Annotated in this window: 16 protein-coding genes; 11 read left to right on the top strand and 5 right to left on the bottom strand. The window is 56.7% G+C overall.

Translation table 11 applies throughout. From position 1 onward, the window contains the following. Positions 1 to 112: 112 nt before the first annotated feature. The 4 genes from ACFQ2F_RS03930 to ACFQ2F_RS03945 all read left to right on the top strand — a co-directional run bounded on the left by ACFQ2F_RS03930 (position 113) and on the right by ACFQ2F_RS03945 (position 3,900). Positions 113 to 1,015: a hypothetical protein gene (locus ACFQ2F_RS03930; RefSeq protein WP_379085985.1), complete on the top strand. Its 903-nt coding sequence runs from the start codon at positions 113 to 115 to the stop codon at positions 1,013 to 1,015. A gap of 550 nt (positions 1,016 to 1,565) precedes the next feature. Beyond that, positions 1,566 to 1,919 (top strand): plasmid mobilization protein, encoded by a 354-nt coding sequence (locus ACFQ2F_RS03935; protein WP_379085988.1) that lies wholly within the window; start codon positions 1,566 to 1,568, stop codon positions 1,917 to 1,919. A 15-nt stretch (positions 1,920 to 1,934) separates the two neighbouring features. After that, positions 1,935 to 3,359 carry a relaxase/mobilization nuclease domain-containing protein gene (locus tag ACFQ2F_RS03940; RefSeq protein ID WP_379085991.1) on the top strand — a complete coding sequence of 475 codons (1,425 nt, stop codon included), beginning with the start codon at positions 1,935 to 1,937 and terminating at the stop codon, positions 3,357 to 3,359. Between the two features lie 94 nt (positions 3,360 to 3,453). Then, positions 3,454 to 3,900, top strand: a complete 447-nt coding sequence (locus ACFQ2F_RS03945) for a hypothetical protein (protein ID WP_379085994.1) — start codon at positions 3,454 to 3,456, stop codon at positions 3,898 to 3,900. Positions 3,901 to 3,975: 75 nt separating this feature from the next. Here ACFQ2F_RS03945 and ACFQ2F_RS03950 read toward each other — a convergent pair whose 3' ends face one another. Further along, positions 3,976 to 4,311 (bottom strand): hypothetical protein, encoded by a 336-nt coding sequence (locus ACFQ2F_RS03950; protein WP_379085997.1) that lies wholly within the window; start codon positions 4,309 to 4,311, stop codon positions 3,976 to 3,978. Between the two features lie 652 nt (positions 4,312 to 4,963). On the opposite strand from ACFQ2F_RS03950, the gene ACFQ2F_RS03955 reads away from it, so the two are divergent. The 3 genes from ACFQ2F_RS03955 to ACFQ2F_RS03965 are packed head-to-tail and all read left to right on the top strand — an operon-like array spanning position 4,964 to position 13,063. Then, complete coding sequence (locus tag ACFQ2F_RS03955; protein WP_379086000.1) at positions 4,964 to 8,020, top strand: BPTD_3080 family restriction endonuclease; 3,057 nt, start codon at positions 4,964 to 4,966, stop codon at positions 8,018 to 8,020. Next, a complete protein-coding gene (locus ACFQ2F_RS03960) occupies positions 8,020 to 10,944 on the top strand; it encodes a site-specific DNA-methyltransferase (protein WP_379086003.1) in 2,925 nt (974 codons plus the stop codon). Before ACFQ2F_RS03955 ends, ACFQ2F_RS03960 begins: the two co-directional genes overlap by 1 nt. 7 nt (positions 10,945 to 10,951) lie before the next feature. Beyond that, the gene (locus ACFQ2F_RS03965; protein ID WP_379086006.1) at positions 10,952 to 13,063 is read left to right on the top strand and encodes a 3'-5' exonuclease; all 2,112 of its coding nucleotides are present in this window, start codon (positions 10,952 to 10,954) and stop codon (positions 13,061 to 13,063) included. A 14-nt stretch (positions 13,064 to 13,077) separates the two neighbouring features. Here ACFQ2F_RS03965 and ACFQ2F_RS03970 read toward each other — a convergent pair whose 3' ends face one another. After that, positions 13,078 to 14,370 carry an ATP-binding domain-containing protein gene (locus ACFQ2F_RS03970; protein ID WP_379086009.1) on the bottom strand — a complete coding sequence of 431 codons (1,293 nt, stop codon included), beginning with the start codon at positions 14,368 to 14,370 and terminating at the stop codon, positions 13,078 to 13,080. Further along, a complete protein-coding gene (locus ACFQ2F_RS03975; protein WP_379086014.1) occupies positions 14,367 to 16,181 on the bottom strand; it encodes an ATP-dependent nuclease in 1,815 nt (604 codons plus the stop codon). Before ACFQ2F_RS03975 ends, ACFQ2F_RS03970 begins: the two co-directional genes overlap by 4 nt. Positions 16,182 to 16,511: 330 nt before the next feature. Here ACFQ2F_RS03975 and ACFQ2F_RS03980 point away from each other — a divergent pair, with 330 nt between their 5' ends. Then, positions 16,512 to 16,871 (top strand): DUF2958 domain-containing protein, encoded by a 360-nt coding sequence (locus ACFQ2F_RS03980; RefSeq protein WP_379086018.1) that lies wholly within the window; start codon positions 16,512 to 16,514, stop codon positions 16,869 to 16,871. A 54-nt stretch (positions 16,872 to 16,925) separates the two neighbouring features. On the opposite strand, the gene ACFQ2F_RS03985 is transcribed toward ACFQ2F_RS03980, so the two are convergent. Further along, positions 16,926 to 17,522, bottom strand: a complete 597-nt coding sequence (locus ACFQ2F_RS03985; protein ID WP_379086021.1) for a DUF3841 domain-containing protein — start codon at positions 17,520 to 17,522, stop codon at positions 16,926 to 16,928. Positions 17,523 to 17,771: 249 nt separating this feature from the next. Between ACFQ2F_RS03985 and ACFQ2F_RS03990 the strand changes: the two genes are divergently transcribed. After that, complete coding sequence (locus ACFQ2F_RS03990) at positions 17,772 to 18,686, top strand: ArdC family protein (protein ID WP_379086024.1); 915 nt, start codon at positions 17,772 to 17,774, stop codon at positions 18,684 to 18,686. A gap of 141 nt (positions 18,687 to 18,827) precedes the next feature. On the opposite strand, the gene ACFQ2F_RS03995 is transcribed toward ACFQ2F_RS03990, so the two are convergent. Beyond that, complete coding sequence (locus ACFQ2F_RS03995; RefSeq protein WP_379086027.1) at positions 18,828 to 20,378, bottom strand: Fic family protein; 1,551 nt, start codon at positions 20,376 to 20,378, stop codon at positions 18,828 to 18,830. A gap of 482 nt (positions 20,379 to 20,860) precedes the next feature. Here ACFQ2F_RS03995 and ACFQ2F_RS04000 point away from each other — a divergent pair, with 482 nt between their 5' ends. Next, positions 20,861 to 21,397: a hypothetical protein gene (locus ACFQ2F_RS04000; RefSeq protein ID WP_379086030.1), complete on the top strand. Its 537-nt coding sequence runs from the start codon at positions 20,861 to 20,863 to the stop codon at positions 21,395 to 21,397. A gap of 14 nt (positions 21,398 to 21,411) precedes the next feature. After that, positions 21,412 to 21,783: a hypothetical protein gene (locus tag ACFQ2F_RS04005; protein ID WP_379086033.1), complete on the top strand. Its 372-nt coding sequence runs from the start codon at positions 21,412 to 21,414 to the stop codon at positions 21,781 to 21,783.

Raw genomic sequence — 21,783 nt, forward strand, 5'->3', positions numbered from 1 at the left:
TCCTCTTGGCTGTTAGCTTTGGTTTGCTGTTGCCCAGGAGGATAGGGATGCGACCCGTCCAGCCCCAGGTCACGGTCTGGTCACGGGAACTAGAGGGACAGCGGTAGGAGAAATGGCCGAACGGTTTTCTCAGGTTCAGCGGGCGGCGATCCGGCGCGCGCTGCAGCGCTATAAGGACAGCTACAAGCTCGGCCGTGAAAAGCTCGCCAAGGCGATCGAAGAGCGTCTGGGCTTAGACGCTCTGACCATTGACGACCGCACGCTGGAGCGCTTTCTCAAAGACTCCAAGGAAACGCTTGATGCCACCATCGCCTATTACAAGCAGTTCGCCGAAAGTCTGGACGATCCCGAGCCCATCTATGATCTCGGCGATGCCATCGCCGATTTTTATGAGCTGCCGGAAGGCTTCGCCGAACGCAAAGCCTATATGCAGCGCATGCGGGAGCTGCATCTCGGCAGGTATGAAGTCTGGGATTTTGGTGGGGAACAGGCACCGAGCGAGCCGCTGGCCGAGCTTAGGATCAGGGAGGTGCCGCATTCGCCCTTCTTTGAAGCGGACGAATTATTTCACGGGCGTAAGGGCGATCCTTCCGGCAGGGATTTTACAACAGGTTTTGAAGGGCTATGCCTGCCGCGCGGCGACGATCTCCTGATCCTGCTCAAGGAGCTCGGATCATGGCACGAAAAATTCTACATCATGCGTGCGGTCAAACCGGAGGACGTCGCCGTCTGGAACGACGCTTACGGCTATATCGGCAACGTTGTCGATAAGCGGCTGGATTCCAGCCCCGATCCCCAGGGGAATATGGCCAGCTTCTATCGCGTGCACTTCCAGCGCATCCTGGCAGACGATCACGTCTATTCCGAGTTGCACGGTAAGGCGACCTCGGAAGAGCCGGACTATGTCGAAGTAGAAGATGCGGATGAGACGGATGTCCCGGAGGACAATTCAGGGGCCTCAGACAGGATAAAGCAGAGTGAGGAGGATGAGGCTCGCGACGCAGATTCGAAGTGACCGATAATGGTCAGTGTGGAACGATGCAGATCGTTTCGGATTGATCTGTAGAGTTTTTTGCGCTGAAGTTTGAGACCGTGCCGAAAGCCCCGTATCATAGGTGATATGGAGGTTTTGGTTTTATGCAAGATGTGCGCGGTACCACCGCGCCACCTTGGCAAGGGGGCTCAAATGCCGCCCCCGTTGCATCCCCCGCTCGATATCGCCGGACTTCGGGTATCGAACCCTGCACCGGCGATTGATGCGTTTATCTACCGCCGATCCGAGGCCGCACAGCGGCACGGATCAGGACGCGTGAGTGGGCTCACGAAAACGCATCACGGGCAAAAGGAAATCCCGCTTTCCCTTTGCAATCCCTGCGGCTGGGAGGAGCTGTCGCGCTGCCCCCAAACCCCCATCGAACAGGGGGACGGATCGCCGTCCGCCTGTACCCCTCGCGATCAAGACTTTCGCGTCCTGAACCACGACCAGCCATGTCATTGCTGGACCGCGCCCATGGGCTCTGCCCCTGGACCCCGTGCGCCGGCTTTCCGCTTTTTCGAGGTGCCTCATGGTAGCTAGCGGCAGCGAAAACCGTGTCCGCTCTGCCGCCCTTCGCGTGCGGCTTTCCCCTGAAGAAGCCGAACAAATCCGCGCCCGTGCCGACCGGGCCGGGCTGTCGGTTTCGGCTTATTTGAGGGCCATGGCCCTTGAGGGAAAGCCGCTGCGGGCGGAGCGTCAGCCCGGCGTCAATCGCCAGCTCGCAGCACGGCTGATTGGCGAGTTGGGTCGCATGAGCCATGCCTTCCGGCAGGCCGCCGATACTGGCGACCCGAAAGCATGCGGCGATGTGATTGATGCCGTTCACCGTGATCTTGCCGAGCTTCGAGCGCTCTTTTTCGAAGCGCTGGGCCGCGAGCCGTAAGCGGGAGCGGCGGCCATGATCCTCAAAGGCAATGCCCGCAGCTCCGGTAGCGATCTCGCCAGTCATCTCCTCAATCTCTACGACAACGATTCCGTCGAGATTGACGAGCTGACCCAGACCCAAGCCACCGATCTTCACGGCGCATTCGCTGAATTCGAAGCCGTGGCCACCGGCACGCGCTGCCGCAAGCCGCTTTACAGCCTTTCGATCAATCCGGCCGAGCCGCTGACCCGTGACCAGTATCGTGCCGTAATTGATCGCATCGGCGACAAGCTCGGTCTGTCTGATCAGCCGCGCGCGGTCGTCTTTCATGTCAAGCAGGGCGCGGATGGCGTTGCGCGCGAGCATTGCCATGTCGTCTGGTCCCGTATCGATGTGACCGGCATGAAAGCGGTGCAGCTTTCCCATGACCGCCAGAAGCTGCGCTCGGTGGCCCAGGAGCTCGCCGCTGAATTCGAGCATCCGCTGCCCGAGGGCTTGGCGCGCAATCGCGGCGCAGAGCGCTATAACGGTCAGGCGCGTGACGTCGGTGTGGGCGAGCTGGCGCAGTCCGGGCGCTCAGGCCTGCAGGCCGATGCCCGGCGCGCCGCCATCACGGAAGCTTACCTCAACAGCGCGCGCGGCAAGGCCTTTCAGGCGGCACTGGAACAGCGCGGCTATTTTCTCGCGCGTGGCGATAAGCGCGGTTTCGTCGTCGTTGATCGCGCCGGTCACGTGCACAGCCTTCCGCGGCAGATTAGCGGTGCCAATACCAAAGACGTGCGCGCCAAGCTGGCACCGCTTAGCCCTGATGATCTGCCGGATGTGAAAACTGTGCGGGCGCGCATCGCCAAGATGGCCGATGAGGAGCAGCTTGATGATGAGGAGCTGCCGCGCTTGCGGCGCTCGCCCGATGAGCTCAAACGCCGGCAGGCGGGACGGCGGGGCGCGCTGAATGGCAGGCTGCAGAAGCTTGAGCTCAAGCAGCGTGGTGAGCGCCTGGCCCTGCACAAGGCGCAGGAGCAGGAAAGAAAGCGACCGTTTGCGCGCGCGGCCAGGGCGGTCATGGCGCTTGCTAATCGCGTGCCGGTCCTGCGCTCGGTGTTGGGACCGCTGGCGCGCAAGCCGTTCGCTCGGCTCGAAGAGCGCCACAAAGAGGAGAATGAGGCGCTCGACCGGCGTTACGGAAATGAAGCGAAGCCGTTGCGAGGACAGCAGCAAGCCTTGAAGCGGATCGAGCAGCGCGAAAACCGGTCACTTGCTTTCGATCGCAAGCGACTTGAGCGCGCCCAAGCGCTGCAGGCTGAGACGCGGCGGCAGACTCTCACCGATGAGATGCGGCAGGCCGGTCAGGAGATGACCGCGCGGCAGCGTGAGGTCAAGCGCCGGCTCGAAGAAGCGGAAAAGCGGCGGCAGCAAAGGCACCCGCGGCCACGACGGCCGCGCGGGCCAGGTATGTAGCAAGCTTTGCGCAGCGCGTTAACCAATTATTATCTATGTTTTACTTAAAATGTATCAGTGTAGATAAAAATAATATTGTTTAGTTGGGGTTATTATGGAGGGCGTTTCAAAATATCCGGGTGTTGGAAGGTTTCATCTAAGAGGGTTTGAGTACGACGACAGCAATGTCTATGCGGCCATACGCTACCAGGTGGGGAACTATATTCCCGATCGTAACTACGCGTTGCGCGACCATTCGCATCTGTCACTCAAATGCGACGTCGATCATCTCGGGGCCATGATCCAAATGCTCCCCGAGGGCGAAGAACGCGATTACATCGAGGCCGTGTTCGAGGTCGTCGAGGCCATGAACAGTTATAATTTTGACCTGCGCGAGGTTCTTGATTTCGCGCACATGCCATCGGCGACGCAGAGCTTCAACGAGATCATGCGTGACGGGTTCGTGCGCAAGAAGGAAGAGCTGGACAGCGCCATGAAACGGCTCTTGTCCTTTGACCCCGACACCGCCAAAGGAGCCAAGAAGGAATTCCCGCTTCATTAGCCGTGATCGCCCTTTGTCTGTTCGATCCGCGTTTACGAGAAAAGCCGCCCGGCTTCGCTGACCGGGCGGCTTTTACTATGGGGCGATAATAGCCGCCAGGATCGACACCGCCAGGATCAGTCCGAAAAAGCTGAGAACGGCGTACATAACCACCTTGAGGAACAGCTTCAGTCCTCCCTTGGCACGGCTCGCAGGTAACGCCCGGTTAGGCGTGAACTTGATGGTTCCGTATTGTTGAACCGGGGGAGTGCGCGGCGGCTTTAGCGGCGTTCTGTGCGGAGTTGGCCGTGCCGGCGGGACATAAACTGACCACGGGGCATAGGGATTACGCTGTCCGCGGCCGTCGGCGCCGGTAAGAGCAATCCACTCCTGCTCGATGGCGCTGTCGGGCTTTTTGTAAGTTCGGGGCATGGGGTGTCTCCTTTCCTCTATCTTCTGTTCCGTTGCTCACTTGGGTGAGCTGTAGATAGGAGGGCAGAGACGGCACAGCACGGTCACGACTTGGTCACGGATTAAGTGAGAGAGACGTTGTCAGTGTTTGGGCGCGCCCGTCTTTGCCGGACCGGGCTCTATTCGTGCTTGCGGCGTCATTCTTCACGCGCTGCGCGCTTCGAAGCCTTGGCGTTCACCGAACCCCTGCTTCGCACGGTTTCGGCCCATTCGGGTTACGATCCCTCGCGCGAGAAGAGACTTTCAGACTCTCCAGCAAAGCAGCTCTAAGCCTGCCGCACGATCGCCGCGCGTCGCCCCGGTCAGGGTTGAGGGCGACGGACGGCTCCGGCGAAGCAGGCTTTAAGGAGGCGCGATTCAATAAATGCGGGATTTTTCACTATAAAAATGTGTAGCCATTGGTTACACTTGCACGCATGAAGGATGTAGGGCTACGGATACGCGTTCAGAGGGAACTGCGAGAGCAGTTCCTCGAAGCCTGTAAGGCGCAGGACAAACCTGCCGCCCAGGTGCTGCGCGAATTCATGCGGGAGTATGTTCAAAGCAATCTGCCGACGGAAACTAAATCCGCAAGGCATAGTGCTGACCGCAAAAAGAAAGGCTGTACCCAAGTATGACCGAGACGTTCTACGAACAGCCGATCCTGAACTCTCCATATGAGGAGCCCACCCGGCATCACGCATTGGACGAAGAAGGCCAGCCGCTGGATCAACCCCCGGTCATGGGGCGCAGACGTTCTGAATTAATCACCCCTGTTCCCAAGCCGCGCAAACGCCGTGCGAAGTCTGACGACAAGCAAACTTCCATGAACCTGCAAGCTGATGATGGACTTTCATCGGACGAACAGGAGTACAATCCAACCCCGATCATCAATGAAATACGATCAGCTGTGGCGAGCTGGCGAAAACTTCCGAGCCAAACTGATTGGGGGGTGACCCCGACCACTGCGCGGCTACTTCAGCACTGGCGGCAATATGACTTCCAGGGCGTCCGCCCATTCTTCTGTCAGGTAGAGGCGGTGGAAACGATCATCTGGCTTACCGAAGTCGCTCGGAACCAGAAGACCTACAAGCACATATGGGATCACATCCAGGGGGCAAACGAACAAGCCAACCCCGATTTACTCCGTCTTGCGATGAAAATGGCAACCGGTGCCGGCAAGACGACCGTGATGGCCATGCTTATGGCTTGGCAAACTGTGAATGCTGTTCGTTCGCCTACAAGCAAGCTTTTCACTCGTGGCTTTCTTATCGTCACTCCTGGAATCACCATCCGCGATCGATTGCGTGTTTTGCAGCCTAACGATCCCGAGAGCTATTACAAAACCCGCGAACTTGTTCCGGCAGACATGCTGGAGGACATCAACAAAGCTAAGATCGTCATCACCAACTATCACTCGTTTCAGCTCCGTGAGCTGATGGATGTCAACAAGGTTGGAAAGTCGCTTCTGCAAGGTCGAGGTGAGCCACTTAGGACACAAGAGACCGAAGGCCAGATGGTTAGGCGCGTCGCTGAAGAGCTTATGGGTCTCAAGAATGTTGTCGTCATCAACGACGAAGCTCATCACTGTTACAGGGAAAAGCCCGGTAACGAAGATATTGACGACCTGAAAGGCGATGAAAAGAAGGAAGCCGAAGCTGAAAACAAAGCGGCCCGCGTTTGGATCAACGGCATCGAAGCTTTTAAGCGCAAGCTGGGCGTTCGGGCCGTATACGATCTGTCGGCGACACCCTTCTTTCTGAGCGGGTCTGGTTGGGCCGAAGGCACGTTATTCCCTTGGACCGTTAGCGACTTCTCACTCATCGATGCCATTGAGTGCGGAATCGTGAAGCTGCCACGCGTGCCGGTTGCCGATAACATCCCCGGTGCCGACGTTCCGATCTTTCGGAACCTCTGGGAACACATCGGCAAAGACATGCCAAAGAAGGGAAAACTTACAGGCGATCCCCTGGCAATCCCCGACAAGCTGAAGACCGCTCTTCACACTCTCTACAAGCACTATGAAGAAACGTTCGAAGTATGGGAGCGTGCGGGTATCGAGACGCCTCCGGTCTTCATCGTGGTCTGCAACAACACTTCCACATCGAAGCTCGTCCATGAATGGATTTCAGGGTGGCAACGACCAAACGATGATGGAGAGGAGGTCTTTGAGCACAACGGCCATCTCAAACTGTTCCGAAACTTCGACGAAAATGGCAACCGGTTTGCGCGACCCAACACCCTATTGATCGATAGCAATCAGATCGAGTCCGGCGATGCGTTGGATAAGAACTTCCGTGAGATTGCTTCTCTGGAGATCGAGCAGTTCAAGCGTGAAATCATCCAGCGATCAGGTGCTGGTGATGTTGGCGAAATTTCTGATGCAGAGCTTCTTCGTGAAGTGATGAACACGGTCGGCAAGAAAGGCCGACTAGGTGAGAAGGTTCGATGCGTTGTCTCCGTTTCGATGCTCACGGAGGGATGGGATGCCAACACAGTCACGCATATTTTGGGCATCCGCGCCTTTGGCACTCAGCTGCTTTGTGAGCAGGTCGTCGGGCGGGGGCTGCGGCGCTATTCGTACGAGCTGAATAATGAAGACCTGTTCAATGTCGAATACGCCGACATCATGGGCATCCCATTCGACTTTACAGCAAAGCCTCAACCTGCACCTGTCAAGCCGCCGAAGAAGACAACACGCGTCCATGCGGTCAGAGAGCGCTCGGAATTGGAGATTCTATTCCCGCGCGTCACCGGTTATCGCGTCGATCTTCCCGAAGAGCGTCTGACGGCAAACTTTAATGACGACTCGAAATTGGTTCTTACGCCGGAAGACGTCGGCCCGGGCCAGACATTGATGGAAGGTATCGTCGGTGAAGGGGTGATGATCTCAGCCGCCGAGGCGCAGTCCAAACGGCCAAGCACGATTGCGTACGATCTCGCTAAGCACCTTTTGATGAAATATTTCAAAGATGCCGACGGTGAGCCCAAGCTGCATCTGTTTTGGCAGATCAAACGCATTGCGCGTCAGTGGATTGATGATGGCTATCTGGAGTGCAAGGGCGACACCGGCATGTGGATGCTGGAGTACCTCAATGTCGCTAACCAGGCCACCGAACGCATCTATAACGCGATCGTCGATTCGATTGGCGACAAGCGTCGGGTTAAAGCCGTCCTTGACCCTTACAATCCCAGCTCCTCCACTTCGCATGTCGGCTTTTCGACGACGAAGGACCTTTACGAAACGGAGCCGAAAAAGTGTCACATCAACTACGTTGTGATCGACAGTGACTGGGAAGCTGAGTTCGCGCGTGTAGCCGAGCAACATCCGAACGTGATTTCCTACGCCAAGAACCAAGGACTTGGCTTCGAGGTTCCCTACAAAGATGGCTCAGCGGCGCGGCATTACATCCCTGACTTCATAGTGAAGATTGACGACGGCCACGGCAAAGAAGACCCGCTAAACCTCGTCGTGGAGGTAAAGGGCTTCAGAAACGAAAACGTAAAGCTGAAATCACAAACCGTGCGGACGCAATGGGTGCCAGGGGTCAATAATCTCGGTCTTTATGGCCGATGGGCATTCGAAGAATTCAATGATGTTTACGAGATCGACAAGGCATTTAAGGAACTCATCGATCGCGCAATCAATGGAGAGACTACAAAAACACTGCAAGAAGAGGGCGCAACCTGATGGCAAGAAAAACGACAAAGAAGAACAAGCAGGTTGAGACGCTGATCCATGAGGAGGCTACGCGGAAGAATATTCCAACTGCCGAGCTGCAATCTGCCGCGCAGCGCATCGAAGAGACGAGTCCTTTTGAGCCGGTAAGATACCCCCGTGCCGACCAGCTAACCGAAGGAGAAACACGACCACGCGACAAAGACCTCGACCCGCAGATCGTCTGGAAGGGAACGACGCTTCGCCTCAATAAGGACCAGATCAATCAACTGACGGAGACGGGAAAACTTGAGATTGGGAACGCTCAATTAGTTTGGCGAGGCAAGGACCAGAAGGATTGGTCCGATCTCGTAGTGCAAGCGCCCCCTCTTTACATCCAGGAAAAAATCCATCCCAAAGCGATCATTGAGGACCTGAAGCGCCAGACCAAGGAACGGGAAGAGGCGGAGTCCGATACACTCAGTTTATTTGAAGATTTCAACGGCCTCGATCCCGATGCAAAGACTGAGTTCTATCAGCACGACCAAAATTGGCAGAACCGCATGATCCTGGGCGACAGCCTTCAAGTGATGGCGAGCCTTGCAGAGCGTGAAGGGCTGCGGGGGCAGGTACAGTGCATTTATTTCGATCCGCCGTATGGGATCAAGTTCAATTCAAATTGGCAGGTGTCTACGAGAAGCCGCGAGGTCAAGGACGGGAAACTCGACCAGATCACCCGCGAGCCTGAACAGGTAAAGGCCTTCCGAGATACGTGGAAGGACGGCATTCATTCATACCTCACGTACTTGCGCGACCGGCTAACCACCATGCGCGATTTGTTGACTGAAAGCGGCAGCATATTTGTTCAGATTGGCGATGAGAACGTACACCGGGTACGTGCGCTAGCGGATGAAGTCTTTGGTGAAGAAAATTTTGTTTCTCAAATTGCATTTCAAAAGACGGGCGGCTTTTCTCAATCCGATGCACCAGCAGTATTAGACTATGCGCTATGGTACGCTCGCAACCGGACCCAAATGAAAGTCCGTAGACTATATGAGTCGTTGCCTGACCCGAGCCCAGCCGACCCGAATTATACATTATTGGAACTTCCCGACACCACGTTTAGACGCATGACGCCCGAAGAGAGAAGACGCGAAACTCCCTTACCGTCGGGTAGTCGTATTTTTCGCTATGGACCGCTTACTTCGGACGGGCGGAGTTCATCGCCTCAAGCGCTTATTTTCGAAGGTGAGGGGTTTGAGCCGCGAGGAAATTCTCATTGGAAAACAAACCTCCCAGGTATGGAAAGGCTTGTTCGGGCGGGAAAAATACTTAGAGCGGGAAACAATCTCGCCCACCGTCTGTATTGGGATAGTTTTCCGGCCAAGAGAATTCTTAACGTCTGGTTGGATACACAATCTGGCGGCTTCAACGACCCCAAAATATATGTCGTTCAGTCGACAAATAAAGTAGTCCAGCGCTGCATCCTCATGGCCACCGACCCCGGCGATCTCGTGCTCGATCCCACCTGCGGATCAGGAACAACCGCCTATGTCGCCGAGCAATGGGGCCGTCGATGGATCACCATCGATACCTCCCGCGTGTCGCTCGCGCTGGCCCGCGCCCGCCTCATGAGCGCGCGTTATCCTTATTATCTCCTTGCCGACAGCGAGGACGGCGGTCGGAAGGAAGCCGAGCTCAAGGGCAAGCCCCCTTCTGACGCGCCTGCCCGTGGCGACATCCGTCAGGGCTTCGTCTATGAGCGAGCGCCGCACATCACGCTGAAATCCATCGCGAACAATGCCGAAATCGATGTCATTTGGGAGAACTATCAGGACCGCCTCGAAGCTCTCCGTAAAAGTTTAAACGAGAGTGTCGGTGTAAGTTGGGAAGAATGGGAAATCCCTCGCGAGGCTGGTGACGGGTGGTCCGACGCAGCACTCAAGATACATGCCGATTGGTGGGAGCTTCGGAAGGCGCGTCAAGAAGAGATTGATAAATCCATCGCTCAAAAGGCAGACATAGAACTTCTCTACGATCGGCCATACGAGGACACCTCTAAGGTTCGCGTTACTGGGCCGTTTACGGTGGAAAGTTTATCTCCTCACCGCATCATTCCTGAGGGTGAAGAGGTTGCGTCAGCAAACGGTAGTGGCAACGACGGTATTGCTGAAAATCAAGAGGCACCTCTAAACGACTTCACGCAGATGATCATCGATAATCTGAGGTCGGCAGGTGTGCATCAGGCAGCGAAGGATGATCGGATTACGTTCACTTCAATAGACGGCTGGCCAGGCGCATATATCGCAGCTGACGGTCGTTTCCTGGAAGGCGAGACCGAGAAGCGTGCTGCCATCTTCATCGGGCCAGAATTCGGAACCGTAACACGAGCTGATCTCACTGCCGCGGCTCGGGAGGCACTAGACACGCGGTTTGATGCACTAATTGCCTGCGGCTTCAATTTTGAAGCGCACACTTCGGAGCTCACCAAGATTGGGCCGCTCCCGATCCTGAAAGCCAAAATGAATCCCGACCTTCATATGTCGGAGGAACTGAAGAACACCGGAGCCGGCAATCTGTTCGTTGTTTTCGGTGAACCTGACATCGAATGGGATTTCGATGAGGACGGCAACATCGTCGTCGAAGTTTTGGGTGTGGATGTATTCGATCCAAAAACTGGTGATGTTCGTGCTAGTGGCAAGGACGATATCGCCGCGTGGTTCATCGACACCGATTATAATGAGGAAAGTTTTTTCGTTCGGCACGCATACTTTATGGGCGCGAATGATCCTTACAAATCACTCAAAACGAGTCTCAAGGCGGAGATCGATAAGGAGGCGTGGGAAACACTCTACCGAGATAAGTCCCGACCATTTTCGCGCCCTTCAACAGGTCGCTTTGCCGTGAAAGTCATCAATCACTTTGGCGATGAAGTGATGAAGATTTTCGGGGTGTGAGCGCAGCATGCAGTTTCGGATTGCGGACAGTTTCACAAAAGCCTTGGCCAAATTGACGGCTCAAGAGCAATCCGCTGTCAAGATCACCGTCTTCGATTTGCAGCAAGACCCCTCTGCGCCGGGCCTTCAATTCCATCGTATCGATAAATCAAAAGACCCTAACTTTTGGTCTATACGCGCCAACCGTGACATTCGCGTCATTGTTCACAAGACCGCAGCCAGCTTCCTGGTCTGTTACGTTGACCACCACGATGAAGCTTACAGCTGGGCTGAACGTCGAAGGATTGAAACCCATCCCAAGACTGGAGCGGCGCAGATCGTCGAAGTGCGGGAGCGTGTGGAGGAAATCGCCATACCCACTTACGTTCCGGCTGAGCCTGAGACTAGGCCAACGCCGGTGCGACCAAGCGTGCAACCGCTGTTTGCTGACCTATCCAATGACGACTTACTTGATGTTGGAGTACCGCAGGACTGGATCGCGGATATCAGGCAAGCGTCCGAGGACGGCTTTCTTGACCTGACGGAACATATTCCGGCGGAAGCTGCCGAGGCTCTCCTGGAATATGCCGCTACAGGCATACTGCTAAAGCCTCAGGAAATCGCGCCCGATGTCAGCCCCTTTGATCACCCGGATGCGCAACGCCGGTTCCGTGTTCTGGAGAATGTCGAAGAGCTAGAGCGAGCGCTTGATTATCCCTGGGATCAGTGGGCCATATTCCTACACCCTTCTCAGAAGCAAGTGGTCGAGAAAGATTTCAATGGACCTGCAAGGGTTTCGGGCTCTGCGGGAACCGGGAAGACCGTCGTTGCGTTGCACCGAACAGCTGCCATCCTCAAGAAGGACGATCAGGCCAAGGTGCTGCTGACAACCTTTTCTGAGCCGCTGGCGAACTCGCTGGAGCACAAGCTAAAGCTATTAATCGGCGAGGACCAATCAGTCATCCACAGCGTGACTGTTCTCTCCTTCGATGGCGTGGCGCGCGATCTTTACACCTTGGCTTTTGGACATACCCCAAGTGCGGCTACCAATGAACAGATCAAGGGGGCGATCGAATCGGCTGCCAAAGAGCTTCAGGTTGCCGACTTCACGACCAGGTTTCTTGTTTCTGAATGGACGAACGTCGTTGACGCCTGGCAGATAAGTGACCTTAACGCCTATAAAGATGTTCCCCGGCTAGGGCGCAGGAACCGGATGGGCTCGAAGCAGCGTGAACGCGTCTGGCCCGTTTTTGTGCGCGCGCGTGAGATTCTTGAGTCGCAGGGCGTCAGTTCATGGCCAGCAATATTCGCCAAGGTTACGGCTTATTATGCGGAGCGCGACCACAAACCATTTACTCATATCGTAGTGGACGAGGCTCAGGACCTGGACGTGCCGGAACTGCGGATGCTTTCAGTTATCGTCGATCAGCGCCCCGATGCCTTGTTCTTTGCCGGCGATCTAGGTCAACGAATCTTTCGAGAGCCCTTCTCATGGAAGGCGCTTGGGATTGATGTCCGAGGACGCTCCCATACCCTGAAAGTCAATTACCGTACTTCGCATCAGATTAGAGAGGCCGCTGACCGGCTCTTGCCAACTTTGGTGCGCGATGTTGACGGCAATGAAGAAGATCGCCGTGGTACCGTGTCCGTCTTTAACGGCCCGGATCCCGTTATTCGCGTGTTTGCCAATCAGGAGGACGAGATCAGCGGTCTCACCGATTGGCTAAAGGAAGTCATCAAGTCGGATATCGATCCTGAAGAAATTGGAATCTTTGTTCGCAGCGTTGGCCAACTTTCTCGCGCGCGCGCAGTCGTCAAAAGCGCAGATCAGACTCCGCTGGAACTTTCAGAGCGTGTCGAAGAACGTAACGGGCGTGTATCGATAGGCACGATGCACTTGGCGAAAGGCTTGGAGTTTCGAGCAGTCGCGGTCATAGCGTGCGATGACGACATTCTGCCTCTACAGGAGCGTATTGAGACCGTTGCCGATGAAGGAGAGCTCGATGAGGTCTTTGAGACCGAGCGGCATCTGTTCTATGTTGCCTGCACGCGCGCGCGGGATCATCTCCTGGTCACTGGCGTAGAGCCAGCTTCCGAGTTTTTTGCTGACCTGTCAGTAAGCCACGGTGCCCTCTCGTGACCGTAGCGCGCCGCTTATTGCGGCTGGCCGGCCGCTGTGAAGGGCGGGCCATTCAGCAGATTTGGTCCCTGGACAAGAACAGTGCAGCTTCGCCGCGCGCGGGTAATGGCATTGTAGAGAAGCCGGCGCCTCTGATTGTCATCATTTGGTACCGTGTATGGCCAAAGCACAATCACATGATCGAATTCCCGGTTTTTAGCCTGCTGAATCGTCATCGCCGCAAATTGCGGTTCGTTCAAGTAGCCGTGTCGGCGCCGCAGCGATAGCAGGCGGCCTAGTTCCCGCCTGAGATCGTCAGCGGCAATCTCGTCAATTCCTTTCATGCTGCGCTGGCGCAATATCCAGTCCCGCAATGAATTCACGGCCGGCTCTGTTCGGTGCGGCGCAAGTGTCGCGACGGCCTCGTCAACGGTACAGTTCCCCGCAATTCCGAGGGCGCCCCATATTGCGGCTTTGTCTTCGTCATCGCTGCTTTCCCAGCGGATGCCGAACGGGCCGCTATTGTGATTGCCGACCGGGCGTTGCCCGACGCGGGCGACCGCATTGTCGGCAAACCCGCCTTGCCGGGAGGGTGTCAGCAAAGCGACATTGCCGCCGTCACCGCGCCACCTGATGCCGTTGGCAATCCACGTCGCCACATGATTGATGTGACCAGGCGTGGCCACTATCTTGAAGCGGTTGCCATTGCGTTCCAGCGCGGCACCATCGCGCACAGCATTGGCAGCGGCGATCAATTCGGCGTCGTCGGTGCGGCGGCAACCTTCCAGCGTTACGGGTTCGCAGTGATTGCGCAGCCAGCCTTCGATCGGAATCGGCAACAGGGCGGTGTTAAGGCACTGGAATTCATCGAAGGCAAGCAGGACATTGCCCGACTGAGTGAGGCCCCTGATGATTTCAGAGCGCTCATGGCTAAAGTCCTGCGCTTCGTCGATCACTACTACCGGATAGGATTGTGCCACCCATTGCCGGACACTGTCATTCTGAAGCAGTGCGGCTGCCAGCGTGCATGTTGCCCCGTACTGCCCGGCGGCAGGGATATCATGACCGTGATAGGCGGCGAGCCGGCGCCAGCGCTGCGTCAATCGCCATGCAAAACTGTCGAGGGTCACCGCCTGGAAACGCCTATTTAGCGCGTCAAGGCCGCGCAGCCTGGCATCAAGCCTGCGACGTGAGCCGTGCATGAATGTCAGTGCGATCACGCGCTGATGATCAGCAAGCGGATCACGGCCGATGACTTCACCGAGTTCGTCCATGAGCCGGTGCGTCTTGCCGGAACCGGCCGGGCCTTCGAACGCTACGACCGTCATGGGGTGAATACCAGCCTTGGTATTTGGCCGGCCGCCCGCGCTTCGCCGGCAAAGTAGTTCGTATCCGCGCCGGCGCAGGCTTCACTGATCGCATGCAACGCTTCTCTGGCACGGGTACGGCATAGCGGGCGTTCGGACAGCGCGTTGGCAATAATCTCGTAGGCAACGCCGTCGCCTTTCATGCCATTCTGTTCCCGCTCGCCTGATTTCAGGCGTGCGATCAGCGTTTGGCGGTCGCCCGGCGGTGGATCGAGATCATCGTCGAGTTTGGCAATAACGGCCGCGCTATCGGCATCGACGATCCATCCGATGAAATCCTCGATCGTCCAGCCGTCAGGCCAGCGCAGCACCTTGATTGCACCGGCACCCTCTTCATCGAGCGCGTCGGCGTACTGCAGGCCGGCCGCGTCGCCGTCCACAAGTGCGACAATGCCGGGATGCGCTTTAGCCAGGACTTCGCAGGTTTCCCTCACCTTGGCGTCATGCGTAGGCACGACACCGACCCGCACACCGAACAGGCAAGGCCCGGCATCCGCGCGGTCCATTTCAGCCACCCGCAAGAGCAGGGTAAGCCAATCGAAATCGTAGCGGCCTTCGGGCACCATGACGTACTCGCCCATCATGGCAGTTGCGGTTTCAACGCGGTTGATCTGGAACAGCCGCCGCGCCGCGTTGGTCGCTTCCTGCTGGAGCGGGCTTGCCAGCATCGGTCTGGCATCAAGCGTGCCGCCGGTATTGCGGACGATAAGCAACGAGCTTGCTTCGCAGTAAGCGGCAATCAGCGGCGAATGCGTCGAAACGATGGTCTGTGTAGACAGGGCCTGCAATCTTGACAGGACGCGGCGCTGCACCGGCGGCGGCAAATGCAGTTCGGGCTCTTCCAGCGCCATGAAAAAGCTTTCGCCTTCCTCAATACGCTTTTGCCCGAAATGAAGCAGAAGAAACAGGCTTTGCAGCGAGACCAGCCCGCTACCTTCGCGCTTGGAGGGTACCGGCGTGCCGTCCCCCGTCTGGAAATGCGGTATCACCGACTCAAGAACGCCCGCGCTGTCGGTTGCTGTCAGCCTCAGACGCAGCGGTGTGGATTTACCGAACAGCCGCGTAATCTCTTCATTGACCTGATCCACTACGGGCTTGAGGCGCTCGTCCTCTTCCAGACCAGGCTGCGGCTGGCGCAGATTATCACGCTCGTCGAGGATGGTCTGTGCCGGCAATCCGCCGGTCGAGCGGATGACCCGGCGGAATAGCTCGGAACTGAAAGACAGCATCCGATCCCATGACCGGTTCGCCGGAATCAGGAAGAATCCAAGATCGCGAATGAGCTTAGCGGGCACCGCGACATAGCTTTCCTCGGCAAACACATCAACATCTTCGCCATCATTGAAGAAACGCGCCGTATCCACTTCCAGCGTGTCACGATCAAAGCGGGCCGCGAAGATGATCTGGCAGGCGAGCTTTTGCCCGTCGCGCGTCTTTTCCGGCAGCACGTCACCATTTTCGGAATCATACCAGAAGGGCACCCCGCGCCCGTCGCGAAACCAGTCGGTATGAACCGTGAAATCCTCCGGCTCAAAGCCCGTCACCGTCGCGACGATCTTTATTCTGTCTGCCGCCGCCGGGTCGGAGCCGAAAAAGTCGTGTTCCGTCAGACTGCGCACCAGCCGATCGCGGCCAAGCACTAGCGCAAGGGCTTCCACAACTGTTGTTTTGCCGCTGTTGTTGGGGCCGACAAGTACAGTGTGCTCACGAAAATGGACTTCCCCGCGACGTATGCCGCGAAAATTTTCGATCTCCAGTAATGATATCTGCATGTCTATCCCCGGGAAATCTATAGTAAAACATAAACGAATATTTCCACACCAGCGTTTTTCTGTCGGAAGGCAATAAACTAATCGCTTATGGTTACAAAATATCTTCGTCCTATTGCGCTGGCTTCTCAATCTATGACGCTTATTTGGCCGGGCGCGCCGCCCGGTCAACTGCCTGCCCGCGTAACCGTGTGGCCAGTTCCCCCGCCATCGCCTTCGTCCTTCGCTGAAGCTTCGGACGACAGGTCGGCGACGGCGGGTGACCGTTCAGCTTGTACGCCCGGCCCTTCGTCTTCGCGTCTTGAGAAAACACCTCAGCGAAAGGAGACGGAGATGAAACTCTTGACCAATTCCATCCGTGAACAGCTCTTGCGCAATGGCCGCATCCGGCAGGCGCTTGCCGAAGAAGGGAAGGCTGACGCCGACTTTCTTCCCGTCGTCAAACTCTTCACGCCCGATGCAGGCTGCACCTGGCTGCTAACCGAGCTCGATCCTGACGACCCCGACATTGCGTTCGGGCTTTGCGACCTCGGTCTTGACTGTGCCGAGCTCGGCAGCGTTCGTATCTCGGAGATTGAGTCTGTGCATGGCCGGCTGGGTCTTCCGGTCGAGCGTGACCTGCATTTCTGCCCAACCAAGACTATTGCTGCCTATGCAGAGGAGGCACGATTGAAAGGGCGGATTTCTGTCTAGGGCGGCGCCAGAAGCTTGCGAGAATCCGGAGGCGACGCCTCCGGATTTCTAGTGCTAGCGCCCCACGGAAGTGAACGGTTTCGCTGATTTGATCTGGTCCTGTTTGATTTCCCAGAAGCAGGCCTGGATCGATTTGCGATCCATCGCGTAATAGCCCGGTTCAGTGAGGGCTTCCATGTCGATGACGCGTTCCCAGCTACCGTATAGTGTGCGGTTGAGTTCTTCCGCGAGTTCGGGCGTCGGTGTCAATTCGTACTGCCTGCACCCGGCGTAATACTCATCATCGTCATCGTCTGTGACGCTGACAAAGCCTTCGTTGAGGATGATGTGCCAAGCGTCATAGTCGGATAGCACTACGTGTTCGTCCGGCAGGTCGCATTCAATGAGCGTATATTTGCCCGGTGGATTGGTGCGAAAGCGCCAAAATCTTAGATCAGGCCTTTTCCTGGATTGCCCCCGGCATTGGTACCAGCCCCATAGCGGGATCATGCCATTGCTCGGCGGCGGACCAACGCGCTTGCTGAGCTGGTCGGTCATCCATTTATAAGCGAGGGGCCAGTCTTCAGATTGATGCTTCCGGCTTGCCCTGAGCACGCCGTGCTTCTGCAGATAGTCCCACGCAGCCTTGGTCTGAATCGTCCATAAGCGCATCGCTGCCTTTATTCCTGATTGCAGGCGGGTCGTCTACCCGCGGAGTCCTTCGCTGTCAGGGCCGTCCTTTCGCTGGCTTCTCGTTTGTGACGCTTGTTTGGCCGGTGGCACCGCCCGGTCAACTGCCTGCCCGCATAACCGTGTGGCCAGTTTCCCCGCCATACCTTTGGCGATGGCGGGTGACCGGTCCGGCTCTTTCCACCGGCCTCTTCTTTCGCGTCCGAGAAACAAAGCGAAAGGAGACCTCTCATGACAAGCAACGACACGCGGCCGGATATCTACAGCCGCATCACCAATCAGATCATTAGCTCGCTGGAAAAGGGCGTGAAGCCATGGACTCAGCCCTGGAATGCCGGTCATGCCGCCGGGCCTGTCAGCAGGCCGCTGCGCTTCAACGGTGAAGCCTATAGCGGGATCAACATTCTGAGCCTTTGGGCGTCAGCCATGGAGCGCCATTTTGCAGCGCCGATCTGGATGACCTACCGGCAGGCTGCCGAGCTTGGCGGTCATGTCCGTAAAGGGGAAAAAGGATCGCCCGTCGTTTATGCCAACACGATCGTCAAGACCGAACTTGACGACAAGACCGGTGATGAGCTGGAGCAGACCATTCCCTTCATGAAGGGATACACCGTCTTCAATGTCGAACAGATCGAGGACTTGCCGGCGCACTACTATGCGCTGCGCGAACCTGCCCGCAATCCCGATGAGCGTATTGCTCATGCCGAAAGGTTCTTTGCGACCGTGGGCGCGCGCATTCTCAATGGCGGAAATTCTGCTTACTACCGGATGGCGACCGATCACATCCAGATGCCGTCCTTTGAGACGTTCTTCAATGCGCAAAGCTACTACGCAACGCTCGCTCATGAGAGCGTGCACTGGACACGTCACCCCTCGCGGCTTGACCGCAGCTTCGAGCAGCAGCGCTACGGCGATACCGGCTATGCCAAGGAAGAGCTTGTCGCAGAACTCGGCGCAGCCTTCCTATGTGCCGATCTGGAACTAAAGCCCGAAGATCGTAATGATCATGCGGCCTATATCGGCTCCTGGCTCCAGGCGTTGCGCAATGACAAGAAGGCGATCTTTGCTGCCGCTGCGCATGCCCAGCGGGCGGTCGATTACCTGCATAACCTGCAGGAGAGCGATCAGGCCGTAGCGGCGGCCTAGCTGCTGATCATCATCATCGTCGTCACCGCCGCCAGACGGGCGGCGGTGATCATGATCCTGTCGCGTCTGTGATGATGATCATGGTGACGTTCGTGAAGTTGTTCATGAACGTCACGACCATCGGAGCTGCTTTTCTGGCGATCAAGATGGAATCGCTGCGGCGGGCTTGCCGGCCAGTGATTGCTCTGTGAGCTCGCCAAGAAATTTGCTGAAGGGAACAATGTTTTGGTGGACGCTGCCTTGTTCGAGTGCGGCCATGTAGTCGTCACGGCGCTCGACCGGAATCACCGTCCAGGGATACCCGCCCCCTGCCATCATCACATTCATCAGAAAACGGCCCATGCGTCCGTTGCCGTCCATGTAGGGGTGGATATAGACAAACACGAAATGCCCGAGCACGACACGGACGGCAGGATTCTCTTCGGCTTCCAGTAATTCAAAGAACACCGGCATGGCATCGCGGATCGCGGCCGATGATAGCGGAACATGCATTGAGCGGCGGATAAAAACCTGGCCGCTGCGATATCCGGCCAGATCACTCGCTTTAACAATGCCCGCCGTTACGCTCGGCGCAAATAATTCGCGATACCAGTCGCCGTGGTCCCGGTCCGCAACTGCGCCGGGGTTCTCATTGTTCAGAACGCCCGAGACGCTCTTTTTTACAGCCTGGAAAGCCTGATAGTAGCCGCGCGCCGCCATCGCGTCACGATGTTCGCGGTCCTCTTCACCGTCAGGGTTCCATTGCCCGCTGCGTACACGCTCGATCAGCGCGGGGCTGACGCGATAGCCTTCAATCGACAGGGAATGATAGGCGTCAGTGACGTAGGTATCTTCGACACGCGTCAGATATGCCTCGGCATCGTTCGGCATGCCGGGGCTTTGCGGGAAGTTGTCGATGACGCTTTTCCGCATCGCCTGCCACATCAGGCGAATCCGTCCCGCATAGGGTGAGACTTCCCGCTTTGGCAGCGTTATGTCGATGCGATCTTCAAACGGGTCCTTTTCTCGGACGTTATAGCCAGCGGCTTCCATGTTCTTGCTGATGTCATCGGCAAGGCGGTCTCTTCCGATATTGCGGAAGGCTCCCGCCAGACGTCCGGCAATGACGCTGTGCCCGCCCTCTAGCAAGTGAGCGAGGATTTCGGAGGCGTCAGGGAATAATGACAGCACGGTGCGCGCGTCAGTGCTGTGTTGCTGAAAGAATCCTTCGCTCACTTCGACCAGTGCCGCTGCCGGACTGAACAGCCGCAGGCCGTCAAGCTCGACGACATCGCGCGGCGCAGGCATCACTGCACGCATGTCAAATAGCGATGTGTTGTGTGGCAGCTGCGTTGGCTTATTGCCGCCCTTTGGAGAGCGGATCAGTAATTGCGGCGGAACTGACCGGTTGCCAGCATGAAGCGATAGCGACTGCTCCGGGGCAATGCACCACTCATTGTCAAAGCGCTCCGTTAGATAGGAAGCGCAGAAGTTCCAGAAGGACGCATACCAGGCCGTCGTCTCGCCGCGGTCGTCGTGAGGGCTTGCAGGGATGTACCAGCCCTTCATGACCTCCTGGAGAAAGCCGCTTTTGAGCAGGCGCTCCCGGTGGGTCCGTGAAAGATCGCGGGCCCTGATGGCGACGGCATTGTCGTCCTGAAGCGCTTTGAGCGCTTCAAGCGAGTCGGCCAGTTTTTCTTGTGGCGTAGCCATTTCCAGTTGTCTCCAGCGCCTTTGTTAGGGGTTAGCGCTGTGCCTTCGTTAGGTTATTATGATGTATCTCAGTTAGGTTTTTAAGCGTTATTGTAATTAGGTTATTGCGTTGTACCATTATTAGGTTATTGTGTCTAGGAAAAATAAGATTGTCAGAGCCGGCAGGCGCTCTGAGCAGCCTAGGCTCCCGTTGCGGGCAGCCGCGCCGCGGGGTTTTGCAGGAGCAGGGCAGGGCGGGTGAAGAGTCTACCGAAGGATTGGGACGGATGGAGATCGAGTGGAAGATCACGAACGATGACGTCACGCGCATCGACGCACTGCTTAGCCAGCAGTCGGACAATGCATTGGTAAAGGTCCGCCGAACCAGAAATCTTGCGGATATGAAGCCGCGGGTCAGTAGACAAAAATTCTGGTTTCGGATGGTCTGTATGCGATTGACCTCTATTTAACGGTCAGGGCCTAACAGCCATGTCGGGCGCTTCATGAGAACAAAGCCCTTTCCGCTGACTTATGAGGCAATGCGAGGGAGGCGGAAGCCGGAAACCTTCATAGCCAAAGCACTCAAGAATTCTGGCGGCATACGCTTTGGACCCGGCATCGCGAGCCAACTCAGTGCAAACTTCAGGCGGCTTGAAGACGGGGAATGGCGACGCACGCTTCAGCAGTGCAATCGCTTGCGCAAGCCGGTCTCGCAGGCCGTTGAGAAAGAAGTCGCCGAATATATTCAGGAGACCTTTCACGGATTCGGGCCCAAGCAATCGCGTAACCTTCTCCAGGCGCTCGGCCTCACCCGCTATGAAATTCCCATTGATAGCCGCGTTACCGATTGGCTGAACGAGTTTGGCTTCCCGGTCAGGTTGACCGCAGCAGGACTTGCGGACGGCAACTATTATGATTTCATCTCAGATGGCATTCAGGCGCTTTGCGCTGCCAGTGACGTTTATCCCTGTGTTCTGGACGCCGCCATTTTTGCGTTGAGGGACGGTGATTCATGGACCGAGGCTAACGCCATCTACTGAATATGAGGGGAACCATGGCGACGGAAAGAAATGTGCTCTATCCGCCTAAGACTGACGAGGAAATCGAGGCAGAGCGACAGGAGGACTTGAAGGAGTGGCGCAAGCGCGCCAAGAAATCGGATTCAAGTGAGCGCGACTTCGATCCCGGCACATATGGCTGTCACGAGGCGTTTCATACGGCATGGCTGATGGTCGTGAACGTTGCAGGCAATCTTTTAGAGCACCCCGCCATCATCCAGGACCCGGTCTGGTATCGTCATGCCTATAAAGCCCATGACGAACTGTTCAGGCTTTATCAGGAAATGGGTGCGGGACATGGGTCCGCCGTGCCAGTCACAACGTCGAAAAGCTCTAAGCCGAAAAAGAGCCGATCGAAGGGAAAATAG

The organism is Methyloligella solikamskensis (assembly GCF_042676065.1).
GTDB classification, from domain to species: Bacteria; Pseudomonadota; Alphaproteobacteria; order Rhizobiales; family Methyloligellaceae; genus Methyloligella; species Methyloligella solikamskensis.